General features: G+C 46.7%; 24 protein-coding genes and 1 riboswitch. Of the genes, 8 read left to right on the forward strand and 16 right to left on the reverse strand.

Annotated elements, in window-relative coordinates; all coding sequences use genetic code 11:
- The first annotated feature begins 62 nt into the window (after positions 1 to 62).
- Entirely contained in the window at positions 63 to 1,601 is a 1,539-nt protein-coding gene (locus JAO78_RS08580) for a fumarate hydratase (protein ID WP_226750955.1), read from the forward strand.
- Positions 1,602 to 1,652: 51 nt separating this feature from the next.
- Positions 1,653 to 3,671, forward strand: a complete 2,019-nt coding sequence (locus JAO78_RS08585; protein ID WP_226750956.1) for a S9 family peptidase — start codon at positions 1,653 to 1,655, stop codon at positions 3,669 to 3,671.
- Positions 3,672 to 3,871: 200 nt separating this feature from the next.
- On the opposite strand, the gene JAO78_RS08590 is transcribed toward JAO78_RS08585, so the two are convergent.
- Together JAO78_RS08590 and JAO78_RS08595 are read right to left on the reverse strand one after the other, a co-directional pair.
- Positions 3,872 to 4,612 (reverse strand): transporter substrate-binding domain-containing protein, encoded by a 741-nt coding sequence (locus tag JAO78_RS08590; protein ID WP_226750957.1) that lies wholly within the window; start codon positions 4,610 to 4,612, stop codon positions 3,872 to 3,874.
- 150 nt (positions 4,613 to 4,762) lie between these two features.
- Positions 4,763 to 5,314, reverse strand: coding sequence for an NADPH-dependent FMN reductase (locus JAO78_RS08595; RefSeq protein WP_226750958.1), 552 nt, complete (start codon positions 5,312 to 5,314; stop codon positions 4,763 to 4,765).
- A 220-nt stretch (positions 5,315 to 5,534) separates the two neighbouring features.
- Positions 5,535 to 5,705, forward strand: a riboswitch (cobalamin riboswitch).
- 85 nt (positions 5,706 to 5,790) lie between these two features.
- On the opposite strand from JAO78_RS08595, the gene JAO78_RS08600 reads away from it, so the two are divergent.
- The 4 genes from JAO78_RS08600 to JAO78_RS08615 are packed head-to-tail and all read left to right on the forward strand — an operon-like array spanning position 5,791 to position 9,075.
- Positions 5,791 to 6,618: an ABC transporter ATP-binding protein gene (locus JAO78_RS08600; RefSeq protein ID WP_226750959.1), complete on the forward strand. Its 828-nt coding sequence runs from the start codon at positions 5,791 to 5,793 to the stop codon at positions 6,616 to 6,618.
- Positions 6,612 to 7,622, forward strand: coding sequence for a FecCD family ABC transporter permease (locus JAO78_RS08605; RefSeq protein ID WP_226750960.1), 1,011 nt, complete (start codon positions 6,612 to 6,614; stop codon positions 7,620 to 7,622). The genes JAO78_RS08600 and JAO78_RS08605 overlap by 7 nt, the downstream gene beginning before the upstream one ends.
- Position 7,623: 1 nt before the next feature.
- Positions 7,624 to 8,229 (forward strand): cob(I)yrinic acid a,c-diamide adenosyltransferase, encoded by a 606-nt coding sequence (cobO, locus tag JAO78_RS08610; RefSeq protein ID WP_226750961.1) that lies wholly within the window; start codon positions 7,624 to 7,626, stop codon positions 8,227 to 8,229.
- A complete protein-coding gene (locus tag JAO78_RS08615) occupies positions 8,230 to 9,075 on the forward strand; it encodes a cobalamin-binding protein (RefSeq protein WP_226750962.1) in 846 nt (281 codons plus the stop codon).
- On the opposite strand, the gene JAO78_RS08620 is transcribed toward JAO78_RS08615, so the two are convergent.
- The 3 genes from JAO78_RS08620 to JAO78_RS08630 form a co-directional block, all read right to left on the reverse strand.
- Positions 9,058 to 9,381 carry a hypothetical protein gene (locus JAO78_RS08620; RefSeq protein ID WP_226750963.1) on the reverse strand — a complete coding sequence of 108 codons (324 nt, stop codon included), beginning with the start codon at positions 9,379 to 9,381 and terminating at the stop codon, positions 9,058 to 9,060. The genes JAO78_RS08615 and JAO78_RS08620 overlap by 18 nt on opposite strands.
- Before the next feature lie 91 nt (positions 9,382 to 9,472).
- On the reverse strand, positions 9,473 to 10,513 hold the full coding sequence (locus JAO78_RS08625) for a patatin-like phospholipase family protein (protein WP_226750964.1): 1,041 nt from the start codon (positions 10,511 to 10,513) through the stop codon (positions 9,473 to 9,475).
- A 15-nt stretch (positions 10,514 to 10,528) separates the two neighbouring features.
- On the reverse strand, positions 10,529 to 11,809 hold the full coding sequence (locus tag JAO78_RS08630; RefSeq protein WP_226750965.1) for an anti-phage deoxyguanosine triphosphatase: 1,281 nt from the start codon (positions 11,807 to 11,809) through the stop codon (positions 10,529 to 10,531).
- Between the two features lie 127 nt (positions 11,810 to 11,936).
- Here JAO78_RS08630 and JAO78_RS08635 point away from each other — a divergent pair, with 127 nt between their 5' ends.
- Positions 11,937 to 12,275 (forward strand): YebG family protein, encoded by a 339-nt coding sequence (locus tag JAO78_RS08635; RefSeq protein WP_226750966.1) that lies wholly within the window; start codon positions 11,937 to 11,939, stop codon positions 12,273 to 12,275.
- A 146-nt stretch (positions 12,276 to 12,421) separates the two neighbouring features.
- On the opposite strand, the gene JAO78_RS08640 is transcribed toward JAO78_RS08635, so the two are convergent.
- Together JAO78_RS08640 and JAO78_RS08645 are read right to left on the reverse strand one after the other, a co-directional pair.
- Positions 12,422 to 13,816, reverse strand: coding sequence for an alanine/glycine:cation symporter family protein (locus tag JAO78_RS08640; protein ID WP_226750967.1), 1,395 nt, complete (start codon positions 13,814 to 13,816; stop codon positions 12,422 to 12,424).
- A 114-nt stretch (positions 13,817 to 13,930) separates the two neighbouring features.
- Positions 13,931 to 15,148, reverse strand: a complete 1,218-nt coding sequence (locus JAO78_RS08645) for a pyridoxal phosphate-dependent aminotransferase (RefSeq protein ID WP_226750968.1) — start codon at positions 15,146 to 15,148, stop codon at positions 13,931 to 13,933.
- 226 nt (positions 15,149 to 15,374) lie between these two features.
- On the opposite strand from JAO78_RS08645, the gene JAO78_RS08650 reads away from it, so the two are divergent.
- Positions 15,375 to 16,250 (forward strand): glucosaminidase domain-containing protein, encoded by an 876-nt coding sequence (locus JAO78_RS08650; RefSeq protein ID WP_226750969.1) that lies wholly within the window; start codon positions 15,375 to 15,377, stop codon positions 16,248 to 16,250.
- Between the two features lie 201 nt (positions 16,251 to 16,451).
- Here JAO78_RS08650 and ttcA read toward each other — a convergent pair whose 3' ends face one another.
- The 9 genes from ttcA to JAO78_RS08695 all read right to left on the reverse strand — a co-directional run bounded on the left by ttcA (position 16,452) and on the right by JAO78_RS08695 (position 24,148).
- The gene (ttcA, locus tag JAO78_RS08655) at positions 16,452 to 17,372 is read right to left on the reverse strand and encodes a tRNA 2-thiocytidine(32) synthetase TtcA (protein WP_226750970.1); all 921 of its coding nucleotides are present in this window, start codon (positions 17,370 to 17,372) and stop codon (positions 16,452 to 16,454) included.
- A 68-nt stretch (positions 17,373 to 17,440) separates the two neighbouring features.
- Complete coding sequence (gene uspE / locus JAO78_RS08660) at positions 17,441 to 18,373, reverse strand: universal stress protein UspE (protein WP_226750971.1); 933 nt, start codon at positions 18,371 to 18,373, stop codon at positions 17,441 to 17,443.
- A 97-nt stretch (positions 18,374 to 18,470) separates the two neighbouring features.
- Complete coding sequence (gene fnr / locus JAO78_RS08665; RefSeq protein WP_226750972.1) at positions 18,471 to 19,175, reverse strand: fumarate/nitrate reduction transcriptional regulator Fnr; 705 nt, start codon at positions 19,173 to 19,175, stop codon at positions 18,471 to 18,473.
- Positions 19,176 to 19,210: 35 nt separating this feature from the next.
- Positions 19,211 to 19,885 (reverse strand): sulfite exporter TauE/SafE family protein, encoded by a 675-nt coding sequence (locus JAO78_RS08670; protein ID WP_226750973.1) that lies wholly within the window; start codon positions 19,883 to 19,885, stop codon positions 19,211 to 19,213.
- A complete protein-coding gene (gene ccoS, locus JAO78_RS08675) occupies positions 19,875 to 20,054 on the reverse strand; it encodes a cbb3-type cytochrome oxidase assembly protein CcoS (RefSeq protein WP_226750974.1) in 180 nt (59 codons plus the stop codon). Before ccoS ends, JAO78_RS08670 begins: the two co-directional genes overlap by 11 nt.
- Positions 20,051 to 22,438, reverse strand: a complete 2,388-nt coding sequence (locus tag JAO78_RS08680) for a heavy metal translocating P-type ATPase (protein ID WP_226750975.1) — start codon at positions 22,436 to 22,438, stop codon at positions 20,051 to 20,053. Before JAO78_RS08680 ends, ccoS begins: the two co-directional genes overlap by 4 nt.
- 8 nt (positions 22,439 to 22,446) lie before the next feature.
- Positions 22,447 to 22,932, reverse strand: coding sequence for a FixH family protein (locus JAO78_RS08685; protein ID WP_226750976.1), 486 nt, complete (start codon positions 22,930 to 22,932; stop codon positions 22,447 to 22,449).
- 66 nt (positions 22,933 to 22,998) lie between these two features.
- Entirely contained in the window at positions 22,999 to 23,973 is a 975-nt protein-coding gene (gene ccoP / locus JAO78_RS08690; RefSeq protein ID WP_226750977.1) for a cytochrome-c oxidase, cbb3-type subunit III, read from the reverse strand.
- Positions 23,966 to 24,148, reverse strand: a complete 183-nt coding sequence (locus tag JAO78_RS08695) for a cbb3-type cytochrome oxidase subunit 3 (protein WP_226750978.1) — start codon at positions 24,146 to 24,148, stop codon at positions 23,966 to 23,968. Before JAO78_RS08695 ends, ccoP begins: the two co-directional genes overlap by 8 nt.
- Positions 24,149 to 24,153: the final 5 nt, after the last annotated feature.

The raw sequence follows: 24,153 nt of genomic DNA on the forward strand, positions 1-24,153 counted from the left end.
TACCAGTACCTACATCAATAGTTAAATGTCTCGCCAAGTTTGGCGACTGAGGAAGGGCAAGCATGACGGTTATTCGCCAACAAGATTTTATTGATAGTATCGAAGATGCATTACAGTATATCTCTTACTATCACCCACTGGATTTTATCAAAGCGCTGGAAGTGGCTTACCATAAAGAGCAAAACCAAGCGGCTAAAGATGCCATCGCCCAAATTCTAATTAACTCGCGCATGTCGGCAGAAGGCCACCGGCCTATTTGCCAAGATACCGGCATCGTCACCTGTTTTGTGAAGATCGGTATGGATGTGAAGTGGGATAAAACCGACTTGACGGTACAGCAAATGGTTGATGAAGGCACCCGTCGTGCTTATCTTAACCCAGACAATCCGCTACGAGCCTCTATTGTTGCTGATCCTGCTGGTCTGCGCAAAAATACCAAAGATAATACCCCAGCCGTGGTGCACATTGATTTAGTCCCAGGCCATCACGTTGAAGTGATGATTGCGGCCAAAGGCGGTGGCTCTGAAAATAAAACCAAGATGGCGATGTTAAATCCGTCAGATTCTATTGTGGATTGGGTACTTGAAACCCTGCCCAAAATGGGTGCCGGCTGGTGTCCACCAGGCATGCTAGGTATTGGTATCGGTGGTACGGCTGAAAAAGCGGCGGTATTGGCCAAAGAATCATTAATGGATCCCGTGGATATTCAAGATTTACTGGATAAAGGCGCAGAGACCGCAGAAGAGAAACTGCGGGTTGAACTGTACGAAAAAGTGAACAAATTAGGTATCGGCGCTCAAGGGTTAGGCGGTTTGACCACGGTTGTTGATATTAAGATCAAATCGGTACCGACCCACGCCGCATCTTTACCGGTAGTGATGATCCCTAACTGTGCGGCTACTCGGCATTTACATTTTCATTTAGATGGTAGCGGCCCGGCTGATATCAAGCCGCCTAAATTGGAAGACTGGCCACAAGTGACGTGGGAGCTGGGCGATAAAGTGCGACGGGTCAACCTTGATACCGTGACACCCGAGGAAGTACAAAGCTGGCAAGCCGGTGAAACAGTATTACTAAGCGGTAAAATGCTTACGGGGCGTGATGCGGCGCACAAGCGTATTGCTGATATGCTGAATAAAGGCGAAGGCTTACCCGCTGGCGTTGATTTTAAAAACAAATTTATTTATTACGTTGGCCCAGTTGATGCGGTAGGTGATGAAGTAGTAGGGCCTGCCGGTCCAACTACCGCAACACGAATGGATAAATTTACCGATATGATGTTATCGCAAACCGGTTTACTGGGCATGATTGGTAAATCTGAGCGCGGTGATAAAACCGTAGCCAGTATCAAGCAACACAAAGCAGCCTATTTAATGGCGGTAGGTGGCGCGGCATACTTAGTGTCAAAAGCGATTAAAAAAGCCCGCGTAGTGGCATTCGCAGACTTAGGTATGGAAGCGATTTACGAGTTTGATGTTGAAGATATGCCGGTGACGGTTGCCGTTGATAGCAACGGTAATAATGTGCACCAACAAGGGCCGGTAATTTGGAAAGCGAACATCGCTGAGTTAGATGCCAAGTTAAGCAAAGGCTCGAAATAATAATAACAGGCCGCAGCAACGACTGCGGCCTTTTGCTAACCGAGGGAACTGATGAAAAAACTGACGTTACTGGCTGCCTGTATTTTAAGCAGTACGGCCATGGCAAAGGGGCCGCTGACGGTCGAGCACCTAAACCAATTTAATAAAGTGGGTAATGTGGCGTTAGCGCCAGATGGTCAAGCGGTGGTTTACAGCCAGAGCAATGGCGGTTTTGCGCCCGCCGATACCAGCCATGATTTGTATTTAATGACGCTGGGTGAAAATCGCAGTGTGAAACGCCTGACTACACACAGTAGCCGTGAAACTGCAGTGCAGTGGCATCCTAACGGCCAGAGTATTTTCTTTATTGCCAATCGTAGTGGCAGTAATCAAATTTGGCGGTTGTCGTTAGACGGTGGTGAAGCACAGCAAGTCACGCAACTGCCGGTACCCGTAAATGCGTTTAAATTGGCCGCTGATGGCAAAACCCTGGCATTAGCGTTGACCGTGAAACCAGGTTGCCAAACGTTGCAATGCACCTTGGATGCTCAAGCCAAAGACGCCGAGAAAAAAGACAGTGCCTTAGCTTATGACCAGCTTATGGTTCGGCATTGGGATCACTGGCGCGATCAATATCGTGAACATCTGCATATCGCCACCATCGGTGATAAAGTGCTGACCGATGCCAAAAATGTGATGGCAGATTGGAACACCGATATTGCCGGGATCAGTGAAGTATCTTTCACGCCAGACAATCAGCAACTGGTGTTTAGTGCCAAGATCCCTGCCGTCGATCAAGCCTGGCATACCAATTACGATATTTTTCAGGTACCGATTAGCGGTGGTGAAAAAGTTAATTTAACCGCCAATAACCCCGCTTGGGATGCAAAGCCAAAATTCTCCATCGATGGCCGTTTTATGGCTTATTTGGCCATGAAGAAACCCGGCGCTGAAGCCGATCGCTTTGGCTTAATGTTGTTGGATCTGGTGACCGGTGAGCAGAAAGAAGTGGCGCCAAACTGGGACCGCTCGATTTCTGATTATCAGTTTGGCTTAGATAATCGTACTATTTATGTAACAACCCAAGATGTTGGGCAATATAGCATTTATGCCATCAACACCAGCTTTGGTGATGTCGTCAAAGTGTATGGTGATGGCTATGCCGGTAACTTACAGGTTGCCAGCGATAAAATTGTGTTTACCAATCATCGCTTAAATATGCCGCCAGAAATTTTTCAAACCGGGCCAGATGGTTCGCAATTACAACAATTAACCGATGTTAACGCCACTTGGCGCGAGCAGGTACAATTTGGTGAGTACGAGCAATTTAGCTTTAAAGGCGCCAATGATGCCACCGTATACGGCTATTTAGTGAAGCCGTGGAATTTTGAGCCAAGCAAAAAATACCCGATGGCCTTTTTGGTGCACGGTGGGCCACAAGGTAGCTTCGGTAATATGTTTAACGAGCGTTGGAATGCGCAAATGTATGCGGCTAAAGGCTATGCTGTGGTCATGGTCGATTTCCATGGCTCTACCGGTTATGGCCAAGCTTTTACTGATGCGATTAGCCGTGATTGGGGTGGCAAGCCCTTAATCGATTTGCAAAAAGGCTTTGAGTATATTGTGCAAGCTCAGCCTTGGATTGATGGCGAACGTGCTTGTGCGCTGGGGGCTTCCTACGGCGGTTATATGATGAACTGGATTGCCGGTAACTGGCCAGAGGGCTTTAAATGCTTAGTGAACCATGCCGGTTTGTATGATATGCCGAGTTTTTATGGCAGTACAGAAGAGCTGTGGTTTCCTGAGTTTGATTTAGGCGGGCCAGCTTGGCAGGCTGAGTCAGATTATCAAAAGTTTAATCCGGCGGCGCATGCCGCAAAGTGGCAAACGCCGATGTTGGTGACCCACGGCTTAAAAGATTTCCGTGTGCCTTATGCTCAAGGCTTAGGGGCTTTTACTAATTTACAACGTAAAGGCATTGATTCACGGTTGGTGATCTTTCCAGATGAAAATCACTGGATTTTAAACCCGGATAACCGCGTGCGTTGGTACAACGAAGTGTTTCAGTGGTTAGATAAATATACACGTTAAACATAAGCTCTGTTAAGCGTAATGCAAGTGAATCAAGCTAACACTGTTTGCGTTAAATCAACTGTTACAGGCCATGGATGGCCGCAAAGAATCCTCAGGGAATACTTATGGCGTGTTGGCTAAACAAACCGCGTTATGCTTAACACTAAACTGATTAGTATGAGCGTCCTATGTGGCTTTGTTATGGAGTCATGCAGCGGTTAATAGTAAGCAAAGGGTTGTTGCCCTGTTTGTAATTGTCGGCTTGGGGCGGCAATGCCAAAATGTAAACGCAAATTTTCGGTGAAGCCTTCACGCTCTAATTGAAACAGCATATTTGCCAAGGGCTGTAATAAGGCGCTGTGGTCGCGATGCAGTAAATGGTAATCAGGTAAGCTAAAAATAAATTGCTCGCTAATCGGGAATTCGCTTTGTGCATTAAGCTGGTAAGCCGCAAAAATCACGGCATCGACTTTGCCGGTTAAAAATAAATTTTTGGTACTTTCGATACTGCCAGAGCTAATTACTTGGCGCGAAGGCGGCAGCTTTTTTAAGATTTCTTCTAACACCAAAGAGCCACGGACATAAGCCAAGCTTGGCACGTCTTCTAGGCTACATTTTGCACAGCGTTGCTGATTGATATACAAATAAACCTTGGTATCAAACAACACATAGGGTACAGCGACGAGGTTAGGGTAATGCTTGGTCACATCCAGCACCCTAGCTAGCTCACCATCTAAGCTGCCTTTATTCGACTCTAATAAACTTCGGCCAAACGGAATATCAATAAAGTGTGCATCAATATTTAAACGCCGATAGGCTTCAGACAACAAAGCTTGGCTGTATTGCGCTGCAGGTGAGGTTAGCGCTTCGCGAAATTGTAGTTTTGACGGCAATGTCTCTGCCGTTTCGGCGTACGACACACTCAAGATCATTATGCTAAAAAGTAGCAGCCATTTCATCAGATCAATCCGTTTAGTCTCAGCGTTTGAACATCTTGTGAGATGCTGTTCGGCTATTTATGTTTTAATAAAGCAACGTCAGGCGAATAGTGTTACCCGTTCAGCTAAAAGGGCGCTAAAAATATCCCTAACAGGCAACGTGTTATCAATTTACGGCTGCAGTTTTTGTTGCCATGCCGCCAACGCGAGCAGTTGCTGTTTGATATTTTCTTGGATTTTACTATCAATTAAATGTCCTTCGTTGTCAAAAGCGCCGCTAAACGCATTGGCAAAAACTTCGGGTTTATTTAACGGGTGTAAATCGAGATATACACAGACTTGACGTAAATGATATTGCGCGCGCGAGCTACCCATGCCCCCTGCCGCTCCCATAATAGCCACCGCCTTGCCACGTAATAGGTAATTATCAGGTTCACGCGATGCCCAATCTAGCGCGTTTTTTAAAGCGGGGGCCAGTGAGTAATTGTACTCTGGGCAGCCCAGAATTAATGCATCTGCTTGGGCGAAATCGTTAAGTAACCGGCTGACAGCAGCAGGTTTCTCTGCTAAATCGGCGTTATAAAAGGGCACATCTAATAAGTCGGCCAGGTGGATTTTCATACCTTTTGGTGCGTGTGCTTGTGCCCATAGCAACATACCCCGATTAGTCGATTTAGCGCGTAAACTGCCGCAGATGGCCAAGACGTTGAGTGTTTTTGTCATAGTGATAGGTTGCTCCATGTCAGGTGTTTAGCCCTGAGGCTTGCAGCGTTCAGATTTTATAAATAGCTTAAGCCTAGCAGTTATCTTTAAAATTGCAGGATAAAAGTTAACCCTATGCGTAATAAATTTCACCGGTAGAGCGCAATAAAGCAAAGCAGTAATCCGATATCTGCTGTAACCTTTTACTGTTACAATAGCCAGCGTTGCTATCTTATAACAAGCAACGCTTAAACACTAAGGTGAGCTTAAAGCTTAACATAGGGAATCAGGTGCAAACCCTGAACTGTACCCGCAACTGTAAACTATGCTGTGTTTCAAGGCCACTTAACGGGAAGGCGAAACAGGGGTTATCGTAGTCAGTCAGGATACCTGCCTTGGTGTAAAAATGCCCCCGTGCGGGAAAACACGGTAGCGGCCTGCCACCTGTGTCAAACGGGCTGTAGGATGCTGCCTGCGAGTAATTACAGGATATCGTTTTGACAGCCGCCATTTATACTCTAGACCAGCTTTGCTTAGCGTATCCCAATTCGCGTAGCTCAGGCTCTGTGCTGGCGCTCGACCAGATTACGTTGGCTATTTCCCCTAATGAAGTCGTTGGTATTATCGGCCCAAATGGCGCGGGTAAAAGTAGTTTATTACAACTACTCAATGGCCGTTATGCGCCGAATAGTGGCCGAATTTTACTTTCTGGCCAGCCGTTGCAGCAGCAGAGTGCACAGGCTTTAGCACGGCAAGTTGCCACCGTGGCACAAATCAGCAGTGCACCGCAGGGGTTGTGTTGTGAGCAAGTTGCGGCGATGGGCTTGTTACCACATAAGCGCTGGTATGAGGGCACCAGTGCCCAAGACCTGCAGCAGGTAAGGTTAGCATTGCAGCAAGTGGGTTTGGCTGATAAAGCGCAACTACGCGCCGATACTTTATCGGGGGGCGAATTACAGCGGCTAAATATTGCACGCGCTTTGGTGCAGCAAGCGACTATTTTATTATTGGATGAGCCGACCAATCATTTAGATGTGAAATACCAACATCAGGTATTGCAACTGCTACAGGGGCTGAATAAAACCATTATTTGTTGTTTGCACGATCTGAATTTAGCCGCGCGTTATTGCCAGAAGCTATTGTTATTGGAAAACGGTAAGGTGCGGGCCTATGGTACGCCACACGACGTTTTGCGCCCAGCATTATTACAGCAGGTTTTTGGTTTGCCTTGCGTGGTATCATCGCAAGCCGATTATGGCTGGTTGCAAGTGACCTTTATACCTGAGCTCGCGCACGCGAAAGTCGGAGTGCCAAGCCCATGCTAAAACAGTTAAAACCCCGTCAGCGAGCCTTGCTATGGCTGTTAAGCGGTTTATTGGTACTGAGTTTACTATTGAGTTTGCAAATTGGCAGTGTCGCGATCAGTTGGCGTGAATTGCTGCTCGCTTTAACTGGCCAAGCATTGAGCGAGCCGCTAACCCAGACGATTATCTGGCAAATTCGTTTACCTCGTTTATTTGTTGCCATGTTAGTGGGGGCAGGCTTGGCTGTGGCCGGTGCCGTTTTACAAAACGTCAGTCGTAATCCACTGGCTGATCCTTATTTATTTGGTTTAATGGCTGGGGCTGGGTTAGGGGCGACCATTGTCAGTATTGTGCTACCCGATCAACTGATCAGCATGGCGTTGGCGGCCTTTTTAGGGGCTTTGCTTGCGGTGCTGTTGGTGTTTATTGCCTGTATGGGTAATAGGCTACAAAAAATGGAAGTGACCTTACTCGCTGGGGTGGCGGTGTCATTTATGCTCAGCGCGATCAGCAGCTTTATTCTGTATTTTGCTGAGCCTTTTGCGGCTAATCGGGTTATTTTTTGGATGATGGGGAGCTTAAGTCGTGCCGATTGGCACAGTGTTGCATTAATTGCGCCCGCTGTTTTGGTATTGCTGGTGGTGGCATTAGCGGTCAGGCGGCAACTGGATGCCTTGTTATTATCAGACGACAGTGCCCGCAGCTTGGGCGTGAATACACAGCGTCTGCGTCTGGTGTTATTACTGCTTACCGCGTTAGTCACTGCCTGTATTGTGGCGCAATGTGGTGGTATCGCCTTTGTGGGCTTAATGGTGCCGCATATGGTGCGTTATTTTATGGGGGTAACCGCAGTGCCATTATTGCTGGGCTCGGCGCTATTTGGGGCCATCTTTATGATGTGGGTGGATAATGCCGCGCGTAGCCTGTTAGCGATGCAAGAAATTCCACTAGGGGTGATCACCTCGGTGCTTGGCAGTGTATTCTTTCTGATTATTTTACGGCGACAGTTACAACAAGGTGGATAGCATGAGTGCAGATGAATTAAAACAACAACGCCATCAGGCACGGCAACAACGCTTAAAAGAGTACGTTGATGCCGCTGTAACACGAGCCAATATTGAAAAAGGTTTGTTGTTAGTCATAACCGGCAACGGCAAAGGTAAATCAACCGCCGGTTTTGGCACCGTGGCTCGTGCGGTCGGCCATGGTCTAAATGCGGCAGTGGTGCAATTTATTAAAGGCAGTTGGGCTTGTGGTGAACGTAATTTACTGCAACAACATGGTGTTGAGTTCTCGGTGATGGCAACGGGCTTTACCTGGGATACGCAAGACAAAGCGGCAGATATCGAAGCGGCCGAGCGAGTGTGGCAAGATGCCGAGCGCTTTTTAGCCGACGATACGCTCGATTTGGTGTTACTAGACGAGCTTACCTACATGCTCAGTTATCATTATTTACCACTAGAACGCATTGAAAAAGCGCTGATGCAGCGCCCAGCTAAACAACATGTGGTGATAACCGGTCGCGCTTGTCATCGACGTATCTTGGAATTAGCCGATACCGTTAGCGAGATCCAAGCAGTAAAACATGCATTTGACGCTGGTGTGAAAGCGCAACAAGGTTTGGATTGGTAAATGCGATTATTACACCGTATGTCGCGGCTTTGGCTTAGTGGAATTATTTTAACACTGCTCGCTTTGCCGCTTGCTGCCGCGCCGCAGCGGGTGATCAGTTTGGCGCCGCATATTACGGAATTAGTGTATGCGGTGGGGGCGGGCGAGCAATTAATTGCGGTGAGCGATTACAGTGATTACCCTGAGGCTGCCTTAGCATTACCGCGAGTGAACAGTTTTGCGGCCTTAAATATTGAGGCCATTCTAGCGTTAAAACCGGATCTAGTGCTGGCCTGGCGCAGTGGCAATCCGGCGCAGGATCTTGAACGCTTGCAGCAATTTGGTATTCAGGTGGCTTATTCTGATCCGGTCACGCTTGATGATATTGCACTGGAGTTAAAGCAGCTCGGTGCTTTGCTCGGGCATGCACAGTTAGGTCAGCAACAAGCGGCAGCGTTTCAGCAACGCTTAACCACGTTGCGTAAAGCCTATGCGCATAAACCGCGGCCAAGGGTGTTTTATGCCATGGGGGTGGCCCCGTTAACGACGGTCGCCAATTCGGCTTGGCCTGCGCAACTATTACGTGAGTGTGCCAGTGATAACATTTTCGCTGATGCTAAAGGCGATTATCCGCAGCCGTTGTTAGAGCAGTTATTAGTCCGCCAACCCACGGTGATTATTCAACCACAGCAGGCCGCAACAGCAGCGTTTTGGCAGCGCTATCCCAACCTGCCCGCGGTAAAAAATCAGGCTTTTGTTAGTTTAAATGCGGATTGGGTGTATCGAGCAGGCCCACGTATGCTCGATGCTATGCAGGCCTTGTGCGAAGGGCTAGAACCTTATCGTGGCTCAGTCGATAATATCTGAGCGTTGCTTGCCGAGCGGTCGACATTCGTTGAAGTGACCGTTGTGCTTGCAAATTTCTTTTGGCTGCTCGTCTTTGCCGAGCTTTTTCACGCCTTCAATCACCGCACTATCTAGCGCAATGCCCAGCTCCGTTAACAGTAAAGGCGGCTCAACGGTTTTGCTTTGCCCTGTTTGTTGATCTTGCACCACGCGCCTGTTATCGCTTCGTAGCTGACTATCACCGAGCATCCCTAACGCGGTACAACCCGATAACAGGTTACCAAGCAGCAAGCAGCCGCCTAAAACTATCCATTTAGTTGATAACATTGTGCCGCTCCATTTGTGAAACATCCTTTTTGTTGCTGCTAAGGTGACAAAAGTACAACCTCGGCTAACAAAAAGTCAATTAAAAAGAACGTTACAGCCGCTCTAACTGATAGTGGCCACTGGCAAAGGCGTCGGCGAGTTCATGTGAACGACTTAGCACCGTTTGCCAGGCTTGGATGCGCTGTGCCTCGTTGAGTTTAAAGTCTTTACGATCGGGAATTTTGCCGTGAGGTAAGCTGCTGATCCAAGCCGGACTAGGACAGAGAATCACCACATTATCAAGATAAGCACGATTGGCTCTGCGCCATTTTAAACCTTTATCAAACCAGCCTGGCGTTAAGTCGGGGTAGAAATGCGGATAGAGCACTAAGCCTTCGCTGCTAAATTGCTGATTGAAGTGATAATCGGTGATACCACCATCAAAGTAGTGTCCTTGGCCCGCACCTTGAATATCCAAAACGGGCTCTAATACCATGGGAATAGCGCCACTGGCGATCACCGCGGCGGATAAATTGTGTTCATTCAGTAATACGTGTTCGGTTGGTAAATCAGCACTGTGGAAAAAAGGCGCCGCTTCTCCGGCGACATGAAAATGGATACGCTGAAAAAAATGCCGTAACAATCGTCGATTTAATAAATTCGCCCCTGCAGCGAGCATCAACCCCGTGCCTTGCAGCCAAGGGCGGTTGCTGCGGTTTAAGCCTTTAGCGCGGTCAACTATTAAATTTAACTTCATAACCGGGTGCTGCAATACCTGTTGAATACTGTCGTTATCCGGCAGGATCTGTTTAATAATATTTTGTGAGATCTGCGTGATCAGTTTAATGTCGGCCTGCGGGGGAAAACGAATTTCGGAGTAGGCTTTAGCAAAGCGGCTTGATGCAGCTGCACCATCTTGCTGGGCGTAACAAGTAAAGCGCCAAGCACCGGCAGAACTGCCCAGCAGGTGCAATGGCTTGCTGCGGTTTTTAAAAAATTGTGTAAGTAGATACTGATCAAGCCCATACAGGCAAAACCATTTAGGGCCACCGCTGGCGCCAATCATCACGCTGATATCATCAGCGTGTAAGCCCTGTTGTTGGATCTGTGTAAAGGCGCGTTGGCCTGCGAGAACCCGAAGTGGTTTTTGCACTTTTACACCCTCAGTTTAACTACCAAATAAGCTGCTATACATCCGCTCGGCATAATCATCGGTCATGCCTGAAATATAATCGCAAATTACTCGCTGCTTGGCAGTTTTATCTGCGGCATCTAGCCAACGTTGCTGTGTATTAAGCGGCAACAAACGTTGGGGATCCGAGGCAAAAGCATCGAATAATTTCAGTAACATATTTTGACTACGAAAGCGTGATTGTTGAATGGTCGGTTGTTGGATCACACACCGATAGACCAGTTGTTTCAGCGTTTGTAAGATGTGTTGCTCGGCTTCAGTTAGGCAGGCATTAAAACGAATTAGCGGCTCTTCGCAGCGGGGTAGGCTTTCATATAAAGATACCGAAGTAATTAACTGATTTACCAAGGAGCCAATCGCATCTTTGCGCAAGTGATGCGCTTTAGCAAACAACTTAACGCCAACGGCCTGCAATGCTTGTTGTTGCTCGTGGCTCAGTGCAGCAAAGGGCTCGGCAGTAAACTGTTGCCATTGGCTAAAGCTAATATTACCTAGCACGATAGCATCTTCAAGATCATGCACACCGTAAGCGATGTCATCGGCCAGTTCCATAATCGATGCATCTAAGGATTTATAGCGCGATTTTTGCCACGGTGAGTCATCCAGTACTTGGGTTTGTTGAAACGCTTGGCGATCAGTTGCGCTTAGTGGCGCTAAGATCCAATCTAAAATAGCACTGTCAGCCGCAAAAATCGCCTTTGCGGGTTTCCACGGCGCTAAACTTAACGGGTTATCGAGCTGAGTTGGTGCTGTCAGCATTGGTTGTAGCACCGGATATTTTAATAATCCCAGTAAGGTGCGGCGTGTTAAATCCATACCGTGATGTTCGGTATAAGGTTCTAATTTACTGACAATACGTAAGGTTTGGCCGTTGCCTTCAAAGCCACCGTAGGCCAGCATTTTGTAATTAAGTGCTGTTTCGCCACCATGCCCAAACGGGGGGTGACCTAAGTCATGCGCTAAACACAGCGCTTCCATTAGGTTGTCTTCGGGTAAGAAGGCGCGTACGGTATCATCAGCGTTTAGGCGTAATTGATTGAGTAAACCGGTGCCAATTTGCGCGGTTTCTAAAGAATGGGTTAACCGCGTGCGGTAAAAGTCATTTTGACCAATACCAAGAATCTGCGTTTTAGACTGCAAGCGACGAAAGGCAGCTGAATGTAAGACACGAGCCCGATCTCGTTGCCATGGCGTACGATGATCTAAGGGGCGACTACCGGGTGCCGCCGACCGCCGTTCTGACCAGACTGAACCCATAAATCCTCCGCTGAAATCGCTATAGTTCAATTACTTATAGTAATGTAAATAACAGTGAGATGCGAGCGCTGGACAGGGTCTTATTTATACTGTATAAATAAACAGTTTTCTAGCAGAGGGTAAAACGATGGCGGTAATCACCAAATATGTTGTAGAGCGAAATGGAGTAGAAAAAATGACGTTTACCTCAAAAGCTGAGGCGGATGCCTATGACAAAATGCTCGATACGGCAGATGCTTTGCAACTATTACTTCAAGACAGCGCTTTAATCGCTGACGAACAACAAACTGAAACCTTGGCGTTATATTTAGCGCAGCAAAAAGACGCGGTATTAATTGCCTTAGGTGCCAAAAAAGCGCCAGCAAAAACGGCAGAGAAAGAGCCTAAAGTCAGCGAGAAGTCGCAGCTAAACACAGCAGAGTTAACGGCCGTAAAGAAAAGCAGTAAAACCGAGCAAGCGGCTTAACCCTCATTTCAGCCTTCCTAGCTAATACGGCTAAGGCAACACTTTGTCTGCGCGCGTGAAGCGCCAAAGGCAAGGTGTTGCTCTTAATCTTAATTTGCAGTACAAATCTCAGTTGCGCTACAAGGCTCAGCCTACCTCAACACCATCTAGTGCTTAACGCGGTTTTGCCAATAACGATTTAAATCGGCTTTTACCTCTGGCAGCAGTAAATACAAAGCCAGAATATTCGGGATCGCCATTAAGAAAATCATTGAATCGATAAAATCAAACACTGCCATAATGCTGGGTACTGCGCCCATCGATACCATGCCACAGAATAAAATCTTATACAGCGTGGTCATTTTTGGGCCGGTACCCACAATGTAACGCCAGCCGGTTAAGCCATAGTAAGACCAGCTAAGTACGGTTGAGAAACCAAACAGCAACAACGCCACCATTAAGACTATCGGAAACCAATCAAATACCGTAGCAAAGGCACCCGAGGTAATTTGTACGCCATCCAGCCCTTGTAATTGATAAGCCCCAGTTAAAATAATCACCAAAGCCGTAATGGTACAAATCACCACTGTATCAATAAAAGGCTCGAGCAAGCCGACAAAGCCTTGCGAGATAGGATCTTTGGTTCGTGCTGCCGCATGCGCGATAGGCGACGAGCCGATGCCCGCTTCATTCGAGTAAGCGGCGCGCCGAAAACCTTGGATCAACACGCCAATAAAACCACCATAGGCCGCATCGGGTGCAAAGGCACTATGTACGATTAACAGCAAGGCGCTGGGCACGGCAGTTAAATGCTGTGCAATCACCACAAAGGCAGCCAGCAAATAAATGGCACACATAAAAGGCACCAGTTTACTGGTGACATTGGCAATACTTTTGATACCGCCAATAATCACTGCGCCAATTAGCGCCGCGTAAATCACCCCAAACAGCCAAGGTTGATCAAAGCCCGTTACACTTTCTACTTGCACAAAGCCTTGGTTTACATGCACAAAGCCGGCCGAGCCAAAGATAACAGCAATAGAAAAAAAGATGGCCAAAGCGGAGCCCAAGCGGGGTAAATGATATTTATCTAGCGCGGCTTTAATGTAGAACATCGGGCCACCCGAGATACTGCCGTCGGCGTTTTGCTGACGATACTTCACAGCCAAGGTACATTCGACAAACTTGGTCGACATACCCAATAAACCGGCCATGATCATCCAAAACGTCGCGCCCGGCCCGCCAAGGCTGATAGCAATCGCCACACCTGCAATATTACCTGTACCCACCGTACCAGAGAGGGCGGTGGTTAGGGCTTTATAAGGGGAGATTTCACCGGCGCTATCACGTTCTGGTTTAGCGAATAAGCGGCCAATCGCATAGCGAAAGCCACGGATATTAATAAATCCGAGGTATAGGGTAAAAATGATGGCACCGCTGATCAGCCAAATCATGACCAAGGGAATATCCACGCCATTAAAGGAAAAGGCGTAAAATACGACTGCAGCAAGTTGCGTCGTAAAAGCTTCAAACAGAGTTTGGAAAGAGTATTCAGCAGACATTTTGCTATCCAGATGGCTACAACCTGGCCGAGCATACCTGCTTGACGCCGTGCTGACAACAGTGATGTGTCAAACACGGCATTTTTACCGATGAAGTTCTTAAAGCGTCATGTTTTATTCTTGGCTATAGCTGGGTAAAAATTGTGCAAGCTTACTAATTGCCTGTCGCAATTGATCTTTATGCGGCAGTGTAACGATCCTAAAGTGATCAGGCTCTGGCCAGTTAAAGGCGCGACCATGCACTAACAGCACTTTGTGTTGCCGTAAAAAATCTAACACAAACAGTTCGTCATCTTTAATGTGATATTTCTTTAAATCAATTTTGGGGAAGAGATACATGGCGCCTTTTGGGCGCATGCAGCTTACGCCATCAATCTCATTGACCAACTTGTGCGCCAAATCCATTTGATCGTATAAACGGCCACCAGGAACGGTAAGCTCATTAATGCTTTGATAGCCACCCAGTGCCGTTTGTACGGCGTGCTGGCAGGGTACATTGGCACATAACCGCATCGAGGCCAGGATATTTAAACCCTCGATATAGTTTTTGGCGAGCTTTTTTGCACCAGAGATAAACAACCAACCGATGCGAAAACCGGCTATGCGGTAATTTTTAGATAAGCCACCAAAGGTCAGCATTACTAAATCATCTGCTAATGCTGCCGTGCTGACATGCTCTGTACCGTCGTATAAGACCTTGTCGTAGATTTCATCACTCATCACCACCAGCTTATGTTGCCGGGCGATTTCAAGCAGTTCACGTAAGAATTCAGGGCTGTACACCGCACCGGTTGGGTTATTTGGGTTGATTAACACGATAGCACGGGTTTTTTTGCTGATCTTCGCTTTAATATCCTCAAGCGAAGGATACCAGTCTTGCTGTTCATCACATAAATAATGTACCGCTTTGCCCCCCGCTAAATTAACTGCGGCAGTCCATAGCGGATAATCGGGCATCGGCACTAACACTTCATCGGCGGTATTCAATAAACCTTGTAAGGCCATCAATATCAATTCAGAGACGCCATTACCGATATAAACATCATCGGCATCGGCACCACGAATACCCCGTTGTTGATAATATTGCGCAACAGCCACTCGCGCCGGATAGATACCTTGTGAATCAGAATAGCCCTGTGCCGTTGGCAAATTATGAATAACGTGCTTGAGAATTTCATCGGGTGCTTCAAAACCAAATGGGGCAGGGTTACCAATATTGAGTTTTAGGATCCGATGACCTTCTTCTTCCATGCGCTTGGCTTCTCGAGCAACTGGCCCACGGATGTCATAACATACCCCATCTAACTTAGTTGAACGTTCAATTGGTTTCATATCTTCGCCATTTACCCCGTTATATCCATCCAGACAGCTAAATCTTACCAAGCCAGTTTTTATCAGACAGACTAAATTTGCAATGATTTCAGCATAAAATGCGTAAAAAAACCCAGCGTAGCAACTTTTGGTCGAATCTAGCAGACTAAGGCGGTAGAATGGCAGGTTAAATAATAATAATACGTTCTAATAGTGTTGAATTGTTGTTTCATGACAAAGGTGGTTAATGCTGTTTTTCCGAAAATTATTGCTGGTATTGTTTTGGTTAGGGGTGCTGATTGCCACGTTAAGCCCTTTTAGCCAACTCGAACCATTAAAAGAAAGCGATTCGCTCGAGTCTTTCGAGCAATGGCAGATCCCAACTCGGCTGTCTGCATTATCGCAGGCTGATCAGAAAAAACTGCTACAGCGGTTGGCTTATCCTCGCTCTGAAATTCCCGCTCGGCCGTTACCCGACTTTAATGCCATTACAGATGTCCGTAAAAAGAAAAAAGCTTTTTTTGATTATTTGCGCCCTCACGTGCGTCGCGAAAATCAACGCTTGCTGTTATTGCGCGAGCAATTATTAGAAATTGAAGATAAAAAGCGTAAGAATATGCGCTTACATATCGACGAATATGCCTTTCTTTATAGTTTGTATGATGAGTTCCGCTTAGATATTACTGAAACGGATATGGCATCGCTGCAAGAATTACTGTTGCGCGTGGATATTATTCCGGAGAGTTTAGTCTTAATGCAGGCAGCCAATGAGTCGGCTTGGGGCACTAGTCGTTTTGCCGTGGAAGGCTATAACTTTTTTGGGCAATGGTGCTTTCGGGAGGGCTGTGGCCTCGTGCCATTAAATCGTGCTGAAGATCAGTTTCACGAAGTGGCCCGATTTGAAGATGCCGCCGCAGCGATTAGCAGTTATTTTTATAATCTGAATACTTTTCATACCTATGAGTCGTTACGCCAAATCCGCTGGAAGTTGCGTGAAGAGGATCGCCCCTTACGTGGTGAAGCATTGGCGCATGGGTTGCATGCTTATTCTGAACGTGGTGAAGAGTACATCGAAGAGATAACCGCCATGATCCGTTACAATCGACGTTTTTTAGAAGATTAAGCTGATTGCTATTTCCTGCGCTGCGATGTGCTGTTGGGTATGGTTTTAGCTGGACATCACAGCTAAGCAGCCAGAATGCGCATAAGCCAAGGTGCAGCTTGGTTATCAAAGGCAGGCTGGTATATCGCGCTGCAATGCCGATGTGAAAAGCTGCGCTCTAACAGCATGATGCCAAGTTAAAGCGCAGAGATAATCAAGGAGTTAGTTTAACTCAACCGCTTGTAGCAGCGGCTGTTCATCTTCGTTATCTATTTCTAAGCCAACCGGAATGCTGGGGATGGTCGCTTTATCAAATGCTAAATCACCCTCAGTCGCTAAAGCGTCGCCCTTCGTCAGCCCTGCGAAATTAAACAGCGATTTATCTGCTAAATGTGATGGCACGATGTTTTGCATGGCTTGAAACATGGTCTCGATGCGCCCAGGAAAGCGTTTATCCCAATCTTGCAGCATTTCTTTGACCACTTGGCGCTGCAGGCCGTCTTGTGAGCCACAAAGGTTACAAGGGATGATCGGAAACTCACGCGCGACAGCGTATTTTTCAATGTCTTTTTCTTTGCAATAAGCTAAAGGTCGGATCACGATATGTTCACCGTTGTCACTGACCAGTTTAGGCGGCATCGACTTCATCTTGCCACCATAAAACATGTTTAAAAACAGGGTTTCAAGCATATCATCACGATGATGGCCTAACGCAATTTTAGTGGCGCCCAGCTCTTTTGCAGTACGATATAAAATGCCCCGGCGCAAACGTGAACACAGCGAACAGGTGGTTTTACCCTCTGGAATTTTATCTTTGACTATCGAGTAGGTATCTTCAGTAACAATCAGATATTCAATACCCAGCTGGTTTAAATACTGAGGTAATACCTCAGCAGGGAAGCCAGGTTGTTTTTGATCGAGGTTAACAGCAATAAGGCTAAAATTTACCGGCGCGGATTGCTGTAAATTCATCAGGATATCGAGCATGGTGTAAGAGTCTTTGCCGCCAGAAAGGCAGACCATGATCTTATCACCTTCTTCAATCATGCCGAAATCAGCAATGGCTTGACCCACACCCCGGCGCAATCTTTTGTGTAATTTGTTCAGATTGTATTGAGCTTTTGCTTGTGCTGCGTGCGACATCAGTAACTACCCGCCAGAAAAAAGGCGCTCATTATACCCAACCTCGCGCCTTTACCAAAGTCTGATAGTTAGCTTTTTTCAAGCGGACAAATAAAGTCAGCCGGTTTCATGGCTAATACATCGCAATCTAGGCGGTCGATGACATGTTCAGCGGTATTACCAATGATCGCCGCGGATAAGCCCGTACGCCCAATAGTGCCGATAATGACCATTTCGGCATCCAGCTTTTTGGCCAGTTTCGGGATCACGTCTTCGGGCATACCTTCTAACACATGACATTGCTCGTTACTAATTTGATGTTTTTCGGCCAGACTTAATATCGCATCTTTATGATGGCGGCGTAGGGTGTCATTGTATTCTTGTGGATTAAACTCGGGGATCTCAATTGCGATATTCACCGGGGTGCCGGGGTAGGCATTGACTAAATGCACCCTAGCATCGAGTAATTGCGACATTTGTTGTGCTTTGTGGATCACTCGTTGATTTAATGACAGGTGATGCTCTTGCTCACTACCCGCATTAACGGCAGCAATGATATTGCCTTTAGCAGGCCAAGCATGATCTTTAACTAACAATACTGGGCAAGGACATTTACGCAAAATATGCCAATCGGTCGGCGTAAAAATCATCGATTTTAAAACATCATGATCATGCGTCCCTTTGATCACCAGATCATAATTATTATCTAAGACGGTTTTCACTACGGCTTCAAAGGGGCGATTGTGCCAAACCACGTGCATTTTGATGTTTAAACCCAAGGCGCTGGGTTGTTCTAAAAAGGTTTTGACCCAAAGCTCGCGATCTTTAATCACCGACTGTTTCATCGATTCGCGCTCGTCACCCGATAACATGGTGGTCATCTCGTAAGAGAATTCATAAACACTAAGAAAAGCGGTCAGTTGACAGCCTTGTTTGCGGGCAAGTTCGATGGCTCTATCGAGCGCTTTTTGCTCATCAGCGCTCGGATCTAAAACCACTAACACATTATTGTAAATAGACATTAAAGCTTCCCTCTTAAGTCAATCAGCTTATCTAAGTGTAGACCAAGATAAGCGATTAATAGGGATTTATGTTTGTGCTATATCAAGTTAAGGGGAGTTAACATTGGCCTGAAAGCGCGGTTAAGCTGGGAGCATCCAAAATGGTGATAAGTTTGCCATCAACTTGAATGATTTCATCTTTGTGCATTTTACTCAGCAAACGGCTGATGGTTTCTACGGTCAAGCCCAAATAATTACCAATGTCGCTGCGGGTCATACTGAGCCGGAAGGCTTTTTCAGAAAAACCACGATTGCCATAACGAGAAGCCAAATGATTTAAAAAAGTTGCCAATTTTTGCTCTGCGGTTTTACGATTTAACAGCAACATCATTTGTTGATCAGATTGAATATCTTGGCTCATTAAACGCATCATTTGCTGGCGTAGTTTAGGTAATTGACTTAACAGATTTTCAAGGTTTTGATAGGGTATTTCACAAATCATACCGGTTTCTAAGGCTTCAGCATAGCTGGCATGTTTTTCAGTATTGATGGCGTCAAAACCAATGACATCGCCAGGTAAATGAAAGCCGGTGATTTGCTGCTCACCTTGTGAGGTGAGCGTAAAGGTTTTAAAAGAACCCGTGCGGATGGCATACAGCGATTTAAGCTCGTTACCGCTTTCAAACAACATATCGCCTTTGTGCAAAGGGCGTTTTCGCTGAATAATATCATCAAGTTTGCTCATTTCTTGCTCACTGAGCGAAAACGGTAAACACAGTTGACTAAAACCGCAATCCTGACAATTTATAGCTGAACGTTGCATCACACACACCCTTTTACCCTTAATAGGGTAACAGCTTAAAAAACTAGTCTATGCAAAGCAAGCCATATTGTGTAAATACCATAAACCGCTAACAATAATGCCGCACTGTAACGAAACCATAATTGGTTTTTTAGTTTGACTAGGCTATTAGCCGCGGAGCCAAATACCAGTAACGCCGGTAAGGTGCCGACGCCAAAAAGTAACATGATCAGTGCACCGCTACTGGCACTGCCGCTGGCTAAACTCCAACTAAGGGTCGAATAAACCAAACCACAAGGCAAAAAGCCCCATAACATGCCATAGCTTAAGGCTTTACCACTGCTATCAAGCGGTAATAAGCGTTTGGTATAAGGTTGGATAAAGCGCCACAAACCTTGCCCTGCGCGCTCTAAGCGTGTTAAACCAAACCAAAGTCTCGCAATATACAGCGCCATCGCCAGCAATAATAAGCCGGCCAATAAACGTAACCCAATAAAAGTGGCCCCGGTAATGCCCATAGCGGTCGCACCAAAATAACCAACAAGGCCACCAAAGCAGGCATAAGTAATCAAGCGGCCAAGGCTTAACAACAGTTGTAAGCGAAACTTTTGCCAAGCACTTTGGGCAGGCATGGCAAATTGTAAGGCGGCAACAATACCACCGCACATGACTAAACAATGGCTGCTGCCTAAAAAGCCAATCAGCAGCGCCGCGACATAATCAATGTTCATCAGGCTTGTTCGGTGGTGTCGCTTTGGGCTTATCTTCGTCGAACAAGATACTTAAGCCTTCTTTTTCTAAATCTTCAAATTGCTTTGAGCGCACCGCCCAAAAGAAGATACCAATGCCAATAGCCACAAACAGGATGGCAATCGGGATCAGTACATAGATAATGCTCATTTTTTCAGTAACCTCAATGAATTGGATACCACTAACAGCGAGCTAAACGACATGCCAATCACGGCAATGTAAGGGGAAACAAAACCCGCAACGGCTAGAGGGATAATAACCAGATTGTAGCCCACTGACCAGCCAAGGTTCTGTTTGATCACCCGGGCGGTTTGTTTGCCACCTTGAAGAAGGTTTTGTAATAAGCGTAAATCGGCTTTTAAAAATACCACATCTGCTTGGTTTTTCGATAAATCGGTGCCAGATTGCACCGCAACTGAAATATGCGCAGCGTTAAAGCTCGGACTATCGTTAATACCGTCACCCAGCATCAGCACTTTGGCACCTGTTGCGATTAATTGTTGGATCTCGGTGACTTTATCTTCAGGGCTGCAGCCTTTGTGCATAAAGTCGAGTTTTAACGCTGCGGTTAATTGTTCTGCTTGTACCGAGTGATCACCGGTTAACATCCCCAGTTTATAGCCTTGCTGCTGAAGTTGCTGAATTAACGCCGTCGCTTCTTCGCGTAATTTATCGACGAGTTGCAACTTGGCTTGCAGTTGGTTATCGAGAGTAAAATACACCTGCCATTCTGGCTCTGCTGGTACGCCACAAAATTGTGCGCTGCCCACTTTGAGTTGCTGGCCTTGCCAACGAGCACGAATACCGGCGCCAATGGCTACCTGTACGTCGTTTAATGTTAGGGGCTGCGTTAAATACGGCGCAAAGGCCCGGGCAATCGGATGCTCAGAATATTGTTCTAAATTGGCCACTAAGTTAAGTAAATCGGTTTCAGCAAGGGCAGGGTTGACCCTGTGCACCTGTTGTAAGCTAAATTTACCTTCAGTTAAGGTGCCGGTTTTATCTACCACGATATGGCTAATGTTGGGTAAAACCTCAAGCACTTGAGCATTTTTAATCAGCACGCCTTGTCGATTTAATCTGGCCAAGGCACAGGTTATCGCCGTGGGGGTCGCTAAGCTAAGGGCGCAAGGGCAGGTGGCAACTAACACCGATAGGGTGACCCAAAATGCGCGGCTAGGATCCCACCAGAAATACCAAAGTAAGAACGTGAGCAGGGCGATCACCAATAAACGCTCGACAAAATACTTGGCTAATTGGTCGGTTTTTTCGACTAGTTTCGGTTTTTGGCTCAGCGTCAGTTGTTGTAATTGAATGATTTGACCCAAGCGCGAATGGGCTAAAACTCGGCTTACTTGCACCTGTAATAAACCATCGTGATTAACGCTACCGGCCAATACTGTATCGCCAATTGTTTTACTGATCGCGCGATATTCACCGGTTAACATCGACTCATCAACTGAGCTTTGCCCGTCTTTTACTATGCCATCGGCGGGCAGGGTTTCACCGGCTTTAACTAAGATGATATCGCCCGTCTGTAAGCGCCGAGCCGATGTGGGCTGTGGCCCTTGCTCGGTGTGAAGGGTGGCCGTAACCGGCATGATTTTTAATAAATTACTGGTCGCTTCGCGGGCTTGCGCACGGGCGCGGAATTCAAAGAATTTGCCTAATTGCAGCAAGAAGGTAAACATGCAAACGGATTCAAAATACACTTCGCCGGTTTGCATCGCGGTGGCATACGCAGATGCAAAAAAGGTGTAATACAGGGCCAGCGTAACCGGCACGTCCATATTCATTTGTCGTGCCTTAATACTGCGCCAAGCACTGACTACAAAAGGTTTAGCGGCATACAGCACCACAGGGATCGTTAAAAGCAAACTGATCCAACGCAGATAGCCTTCATGGGCTGTTTCAATGCCAGTGTATTCGCCAAAATACAGCGCAAAAGCCAGCATCATCACCTGCATGGTTAAAATGCCCGAGACGGCGAGGCGCTTGAGATAACGATTAAGCTCAAGTTTGAATTTTTGCTCTTCTTGATCGGCCACAAAGGGGCTGGCTTGATAACCAATATCAGTGATGCGCTGCAAAATAGCGCTAAGTGACAGTTGTTTACTATCAAAGCGCAACAACGCACGTTGGGTTGAGGCGTTAATGCTAACACTGTGGAGCTGAGGCAGTTTGCGAAGTTGTTTTTCGATAAGCCAAGCACAAGCTGCACAGCTCATACCACTGATGGACAATTCAATATCGGTTAGCTCATTATGCTGCTGACTAATATCGGCTAACACCGCCTCGTTATCAAATTGGCTTAATTCGGCGCTGAGCTCCAAAGGTAGAGCATCAATCTTCGTGGCTGCAGCCGTTCGAAAACGATAATAATCGGCAAGACCATTACTAAAGATAGTATCAGCGACGGCTTGGCAGCCAGCACAGCAAAAATAATGTTCTTGCCCGTCAACGTTTAAAGTAAAACGATCGCCAGTGTGTACCGTTTCATGGCAATGAAAACACCTCACTGCTGCCACAGCCATTATCCTTCTTAATAACCCAGTTTAATTTCTTGTTCTGCCGGCAGTGTTAAGTTGGCGCGCAGTCGCCATTCTTCGGATTTGTCTGATACGGTTAAACGCCAGCGGCCGTTTGGCGTGATCGGTAATGTTGCCACATACAGTAGCTCGCCACTGCGTTCGGCATCAACCGCAAAATCATGTGCGCCTAGGGTAGGGTGGTAAAAATCAAGATGAATAGTTTCACCCAATACTTGGTTTTCAGTAAATCGAATGACCGCCCGATTACCGGCGACCAAAATACGTGCATCCATATTGCGCAGGGCGGCTTCGCGATATTTCGCCAGTTGCATATTGATACTTTTACCGGCTTGATAATAGTCGTCAATGACGATCTCAGGCTTATGCTGCTGCATCACCACAACGGTGTGTACGGCTTTTAATGCGGTAACCACAGGGATGGCAATTAACACCCAGGTCCAAGCGTATTTATACCAGGGTTTAGTATCTTCTTGCATAACTCACCTCGTTCATAAAACTAAGCCCCTTTACGGGGCTTAGTGCGCTTCGGATTGCTGTGCGGTTTAGCGCAAGTCTTCCGGATTAGACAGTCGGTACACATAAGCCGTTAGGATATGCACCTTGTCTTCGCCTAACGTCGTTTTAAAGGCTGGCATAACACCGTAACGACCTAAACGCAGGGTTTCTTCGATAGTGGCTGAAGAATCGCCATATAACCAAATGTTATCCGTTAGGTTAGGGGCACCGAAAGGTAAGTTGTGCGCAACACTACCACGACCATCAACACCGTGACAGGCAGCACACATACCAAATTTCGCTTTACCGGCTTCGGCATCTTTTTCGTTAACAGCACGACCTGATAACTGCAGAACATAAGCAGTCATCTCTTTGATGCCTTGGTCACCTAGTGCGGCTTCCCAACCCGGCATGGCGGCTTTACGACCGTGCAATAAGGTTTCTTTGATCTTGTCTGCTGTGCCACCATATAACCAATCATTGTCGGTTAAATTTGGGAAGCCACGTTGGCCGCGTCCATCAGAACCATGACATAAGGCACAGTTTTGTAAGAACAAGCGCTGGCCAATCTTTAAGGCTTCTGGATCGTAGGCTAGGTCCAACACGTCGCGCTGAGCAAATTGTTGAAATACTGGGCCATAAACTTCATCAGCTTTAACCACTTCCATATCTAACTGTACGTTACGGCCTTCAGCTTGCGCTTGTAATACCGCTTGGCGAGATTCTTCCAAAGATTTGATACCTTGGTTAGAGCTGGTCCAACCTAAGAAACCTTTGTAATTACCTAAACCTGGATAGGCGGCTAAGTAAAACACCGACCAGACTAAGGTGGCAAGGAACATGTAAGTCCACCATTTTGGTAGTGGGTTGTTAAATTCCTTTAAGCCATCCACTTCGTGATCAGTGGTCTCATCTTCAGGCACACCGACATAGTTTTTTAAGTTCCACATGATCAGGACTAAACACAGCACCAATACTGGGATGGTTAGTACCCAAATCCAAAGACTCCAGAAGCTACTCATGCTCCGACTCCCGTTTAGAATGTTGTTTTTTTGATTCTGGCTCGTCATCAAAAACAAGGTTGGCTGCTTCATCGAAATCGGACTTACGTTTTTTACTGTAAGCCCAAATAACGAAAGCAACAAACGCGACGAACAGAATCACTGTCAGAATGCTATGAACTGTTGCAAATTCCATGGCGA

Origin of the sequence: Alishewanella maricola (genome assembly GCF_016343785.1) — a bacterium.
GTDB lineage: Bacteria > Pseudomonadota > Gammaproteobacteria > Enterobacterales > Alteromonadaceae > Alishewanella > Alishewanella maricola.

Bases quoted from the DNA above. Each gene is read 5' to 3' on its own strand.
- JAO78_RS08680 (WP_226750975.1), bottom strand. From the start codon at position 22,438: ATGGCTGTGGCAGCAGTGAGGTGTTTTCATTGCCATGAAACGGTACAC.
- ccoS (WP_226750974.1), bottom strand. From the start codon at position 20,054: ATGAGCATTATCTATGTACTGATCCCGATTGCCATCCTGTTTGTGGCT.
- JAO78_RS08645 (WP_226750968.1), bottom strand. From the start codon at position 15,148: ATGAAACCAATTGAACGTTCAACTAAGTTAGATGGGGTATGTTATGAC.
- JAO78_RS08580 (WP_226750955.1), top strand. From the start codon at position 63: ATGACGGTTATTCGCCAACAAGATTTTATTGATAGTATCGAAGATGCA.
- ccoP (WP_226750977.1), bottom strand. From the start codon at position 23,973: ATGAGTAGCTTCTGGAGTCTTTGGATTTGGGTACTAACCATCCCAGTA.
- JAO78_RS08605 (WP_226750960.1), top strand. From the start codon at position 6,612: ATGCTAAAACAGTTAAAACCCCGTCAGCGAGCCTTGCTATGGCTGTTA.
- JAO78_RS08590 (WP_226750957.1), bottom strand. From the start codon at position 4,612: ATGAAATGGCTGCTACTTTTTAGCATAATGATCTTGAGTGTGTCGTAC.
- JAO78_RS08585 (WP_226750956.1), top strand. From the start codon at position 1,653: ATGAAAAAACTGACGTTACTGGCTGCCTGTATTTTAAGCAGTACGGCC.
- JAO78_RS08650 (WP_226750969.1), top strand. From the start codon at position 15,375: ATGCTGTTTTTCCGAAAATTATTGCTGGTATTGTTTTGGTTAGGGGTG.
- JAO78_RS08620 (WP_226750963.1), bottom strand. From the start codon at position 9,381: ATGTTATCAACTAAATGGATAGTTTTAGGCGGCTGCTTGCTGCTTGGT.
- JAO78_RS08635 (WP_226750966.1), top strand. From the start codon at position 11,937: ATGGCGGTAATCACCAAATATGTTGTAGAGCGAAATGGAGTAGAAAAA.
- ttcA (WP_226750970.1), bottom strand. From the start codon at position 17,372: ATGTCGCACGCAGCACAAGCAAAAGCTCAATACAATCTGAACAAATTA.
- JAO78_RS08595 (WP_226750958.1), bottom strand. From the start codon at position 5,314: ATGACAAAAACACTCAACGTCTTGGCCATCTGCGGCAGTTTACGCGCT.
- JAO78_RS08640 (WP_226750967.1), bottom strand. From the start codon at position 13,816: ATGTCTGCTGAATACTCTTTCCAAACTCTGTTTGAAGCTTTTACGACG.
- JAO78_RS08695 (WP_226750978.1), bottom strand. From the start codon at position 24,148: ATGGAATTTGCAACAGTTCATAGCATTCTGACAGTGATTCTGTTCGTC.
- JAO78_RS08630 (WP_226750965.1), bottom strand. From the start codon at position 11,809: ATGGGTTCAGTCTGGTCAGAACGGCGGTCGGCGGCACCCGGTAGTCGC.
- JAO78_RS08670 (WP_226750973.1), bottom strand. From the start codon at position 19,885: ATGAACATTGATTATGTCGCGGCGCTGCTGATTGGCTTTTTAGGCAGC.
- uspE (WP_226750971.1), bottom strand. From the start codon at position 18,373: ATGTCTATTTACAATAATGTGTTAGTGGTTTTAGATCCGAGCGCTGAT.
- JAO78_RS08685 (WP_226750976.1), bottom strand. From the start codon at position 22,932: ATGCAAGAAGATACTAAACCCTGGTATAAATACGCTTGGACCTGGGTG.
- fnr (WP_226750972.1), bottom strand. From the start codon at position 19,175: ATGCAACGTTCAGCTATAAATTGTCAGGATTGCGGTTTTAGTCAACTG.
- cobO (WP_226750961.1), top strand. From the start codon at position 7,624: ATGAGTGCAGATGAATTAAAACAACAACGCCATCAGGCACGGCAACAA.
- JAO78_RS08615 (WP_226750962.1), top strand. From the start codon at position 8,230: ATGCGATTATTACACCGTATGTCGCGGCTTTGGCTTAGTGGAATTATT.